Here is a 3738-nt window from a genome sequence, read left to right as displayed (position 1 = left end):
AAAAAATTATACAAGATGAACTTGAAAAATTTTATCCAGAAATGATTGAACTTCGTCGCTATATGCATATGCATCCTGAAGTTTCATTTAACGAAAAAAATACAGCGAGATTCATTAAAGAATATTTAGAAAAAATTGGTATTACTGATATTAAAACAAACGTCGGCTTAAATGGTGTAGTTACAAGAATAAAAGGACAAGATTCTTCAAAGACAATCGCTTTTCGTGCTGACTTCGATGCTCTACCAATAAATGATGCAAAAGATACTCTTTACAAATCTACAATTCCTAATGTAATGCATGCTTGTGGGCATGATGGTCATACTACAGCTTTACTTGCAACGTGTAAAGTTCTAATGGATTATCAAAAAGAACTACCACATGATGTTGTAGCAGTTTTCCAATACGGTGAAGAACAAGCTCCAGGTGGGGCAAAACCTATGATTGATGCTGGCTGCTTAGAAGGAGTCGATGCAATATTTGGAGCGCATCTTTGGACACCACTTCCACTTGGAACATTAGGCTATAGTTATAGTGAACTGTGTGCGGCTGCAGATAGATTTGAAGTAATAATCAACACTAAGGAAAATGCAAATATTATTGCTGCAGAATTTGTTAGTATGACTCAACAAATAGTTTCACGATTTGCTAAACCAAGAGAAACACTAGTTATCACTTTGGGAAAACTTGAAAGTTCTGTTAAAGAAGCAAGTATTACTGGAACTATTAGACATTTCAATAAAGAACTTCATAAAATGGTACTAGCTAAGCTTCAAACCTTATGTAAAGCTCTAGAAAATGAATATTCTGACACTAATATAGAATTTATCTACTACGGAGGTTATCCACCACTTATAAATCACAAAAAAGGAACAATAGAAATACAAAAAGCAACCTCTAAGATTCTTCCAGATATTAAACAGTTGGAAATTGAACCGTTAATGATTGGCGAAGATTTTGCATATTATGTTGAAGAAGTTCCTGGTGCTTTTTTCCTAATTGGTGCAGGGAATTCTACCTTCGCTAAATATCCACACCATCATCCAAATTTTGATTTCGAAGAAGAAGTTATGAAACAAACAGCTTCAATATTCTTAACACTAGCATTTGATTCCGCTAATGTAATAAATAATCTTAAGGAGGAACAATAGATATGCATACATATTTAGTTAATATTTTTGGTAAAGGTGGACACGGAGCTGAACCTCATGAAGCCATTGATACAACAGTTATCGCTGGGGAATTTGTTAGAAAAACAGCAAAATACAAAAACATAGAGATAATCTCTGTAAAAAGTGGTAATGCTTTTAATGTAATTTCTGGAAAAGCAGAAATCATTTTAAAAACTGATGATTTTGAACAATTAAAAACAATACTATCTTCGCTGCTTATATATTACGGTGAGAAGACTAGATTTGAAATAATAGAAAAATAAAAAGACTGAGTGTAACTTGACATCATGATTCCTTAAAAATCTTCGAGTTACCTCAGCCTTTATTTTTTAATAATTTATTTCTGTAATATTTCCTTCACCCTTTTTTGCAGTTCTGGCACTACTTCTTCAATAAACCATGGATTTTTGTTGTGCCAACGGAAATTCAATGGTGAAGGATGAACAATTGGAAAATAACGTGGTAAATACTGTTCATAGTTAAACACTGTTGCTGTTAAATTCTCTTTTTTATCATTTCCCAAGTAATAATCTTGTGCATATTTTCCCACAAGAATAATAAGTTCGAGATTAGGCATAAGTTCTAAAACTTTTGAATGCCATTTTTGGGCAAAGTTTTTTCGAGGTGGTAAATCCCCACTCTTACCTTTACCAGGATAATAGAAGTCCATCGGTACTACACCTATTAAACCAGATTTATAAAATATTTCATCATCTATTCCCATCCACTCGCGAAGTTTAATCCCACTTTTATCATTGAAGAAAATTTTACTCTCTTGAGCTTTAATACCAGGCGCTTGACCTACGATTAATATTTTTGCTGTACTTGGTGTAGAAAATAAAGGTTCTATTCCTTCATCCGTGTATTTTTTATTATCACTATCTGCCATTATTTCTTGTTTCAATTGTTCAAAACTATCCATATTTTTCCTCTAAAATTTATTTTCTAATCAATTCAACTACCGCTTCAACAGCCGCTGTTCCTGGGAACATGTCTACTGGTTGAATACGTCTGATTTTATATTTTCTTGTTAGTACTTTTAAATCACGTGCTAATGTAGATGGATTACAGCTCACATAGACAATTTTCTTAGCGTCAACCGCTAATAAATTTTTAGCTAGTGGTCCAAGACCTACACGCGGTGGATCTACTATTGCAACATCAAAGTTGATTCCTTTTTTCTTCCAACGTGGAACTATTTTATTAGCATCTCCTGCAACATAAGTACAGTTTGTTAAGTTGTTTAATTTAACATTATCATTCGCGTCTTTAATCGCAGCTGGAATAATATCAACACCGTATACTTCTTTACAGTTACGGCTAACATATTGCCCAATTGTTCCAACTCCACAGAATGCATCTAATACAACATCTGTTTCTTTCAGTGAAGCAAATTCAACTACTTTATCATAAAGTTTTTTAGTTGCTGGTGGATTTAATTGGAAGAATGATTTAGCTGAAAGTTCATACTTAATATCTCCTATTTTTTCAACAATATAATCTGAACCATATAATGTAACACTTTCTGTTCCCATTACCAAGTGATCTTTGTCATTAGTGATATTTAGTATTATGCTTTTAACGATTCTTTCACGCTTAAGTTCATTAACGACTTTATCCATGTTTTTAATCTTATCAGTATTTGCTACGAATGTTACTTGAACATCCCCACTATAGAATGAAGTTCTTGTCGCAATATATTTCACACCGTAATTCTTTTTATTTGTAGAAATTTCTACTTTATATTTCCCTAGTAATTTCTTAGCTAAGTTTGTTATTTTATTACCATTCTCATGTAATGCTAAATCTTCATTAATTTCAACTAAATCGTTAGAACCTTCTTTATATAACCCTGCAATAACTCGCCCATTCCTAACAGCTAGTGGAAATTGGTTTTTATTACGATACCCTTCTGTTACAGGGCTAGCTAATGTTTTTAGTACTAATTTATCGGGTTTTGGTAATCTGTAATATTTATCAAAAGCATCTAATAAAATTGTGCGTTTGTATTCTAATTGTTTTTCATAACTAACATGAGCTAAACCGTATGCTCCACTTTCTGCATATTCGCGTTTAATTTCTACTCTATGCGGGCTTGGTTCTTTTACTTTAACAAGTTTCCCAATAATATATTTTGGTGTTTCCTCAACTATTTCACAAACAATAACCTCATCAGGTAAAGCACCTTTTACAAAAGTAATTTTCTTTTTATAATATCCTATCCCCTCACCATTAATACCAATTTTTTTAATTGTAAGTAAGACGTTTAATCTTTTCCCATTTTTATTTTTCATCGTATCCTCATTCATAAAGATAAGCTGAGTAAAAGCAAAACACTCCCACTTCAGCTTATCCAATTCTACTATTATTTTATAGTTTTAATTTCGTTATCTAATTCTTCTACTAATGCAATTAATCTGTCAATTTGAGTTAAATCAACTTTTTCAGGTTCAATATTTTCTAACTCGCTTGCAAAATCTTCAAATTTCGTTTTTAATTCTTCTAAAATATTATTAGGCATAACATTCTCCTTTTTTGTTCTCTATTCCATTATAATATAAATTCA

General features: G+C 31.9%; 5 protein-coding genes. 2 read left to right on the top strand and 3 right to left on the bottom strand.

Features of this window, described 5'->3' with window-relative positions:
- Positions 1 to 1151: amidohydrolase (locus RWN11_RS07565; RefSeq protein ID WP_314161117.1), on the top strand; the 1151-nt coding region annotated here is incomplete at its 5' end.
- Positions 1152 to 1153: 2 nt separating this feature from the next.
- Entirely contained in the window at positions 1154 to 1435 is a 282-nt protein-coding gene (locus RWN11_RS07560; RefSeq protein ID WP_314161116.1) for a peptidase dimerization domain-containing protein, read from the top strand.
- 74 nt (positions 1436 to 1509) lie between these two features.
- Here RWN11_RS07560 and RWN11_RS07555 read toward each other — a convergent pair whose 3' ends face one another.
- From RWN11_RS07555 to RWN11_RS07545, 3 genes are read right to left on the bottom strand one after another with little or no spacing between them, the layout of a single operon-like run.
- Positions 1510 to 2094: a uracil-DNA glycosylase family protein gene (locus tag RWN11_RS07555; RefSeq protein WP_314161115.1), complete on the bottom strand. Its 585-nt coding sequence runs from the start codon at positions 2092 to 2094 to the stop codon at positions 1510 to 1512.
- Positions 2095 to 2110: 16 nt separating this feature from the next.
- Positions 2111 to 3481 carry a 23S rRNA (uracil(1939)-C(5))-methyltransferase RlmD gene (rlmD, locus tag RWN11_RS07550; RefSeq protein ID WP_314161114.1) on the bottom strand — a complete coding sequence of 457 codons (1371 nt, stop codon included), beginning with the start codon at positions 3479 to 3481 and terminating at the stop codon, positions 2111 to 2113.
- 56 nt (positions 3482 to 3537) lie between these two features.
- Complete coding sequence (locus tag RWN11_RS07545) at positions 3538 to 3693, bottom strand: SE1561 family protein (RefSeq protein WP_003144715.1); 156 nt, start codon at positions 3691 to 3693, stop codon at positions 3538 to 3540.
- Positions 3694 to 3738: the final 45 nt, after the last annotated feature.

The organism is uncultured Gemella sp., from assembly GCF_963519265.1.
Lineage (GTDB): Bacteria > Bacillota > Bacilli > Staphylococcales > Gemellaceae > Gemella.
Note: the sequence above shows the minus strand (reverse complement) of the source record. Positions and strands in the feature narration are given on the sequence as shown.